At 39.2% G+C, this 227-nt stretch carries 1 protein-coding gene; it reads left to right on the forward strand.

All coding sequences use genetic code 11. The annotated features are described in order from the left end of the window. On the forward strand, positions 1-227 hold a 227-nt coding region (locus tag ACVC08_RS03485; RefSeq protein WP_452601004.1), incomplete at both ends, for a hypothetical protein.

Genomic DNA, 227 nt, shown 5'->3' on the forward strand with positions numbered 1-227 from the left:
TTAACACAAGCCGATGCAGATGCAGGCATTAACCCATTACCAATACCCTATACCAATGTCACCAACCCACAAATTATTTATGTACGAGTAGACAATAATACTATGGTAGATGATGGTACAGGAACAATGGTTGATAGCTCAGACTGTTACGCTACCGCAGAGTTAACCCTGCAAGTCAACCCAATGCCATCGTTTAATTTAGAAGACAATTACCTATTATGTATCAA

It is taken from the genome of Pontimicrobium sp. MEBiC06410 (assembly GCF_053601615.1).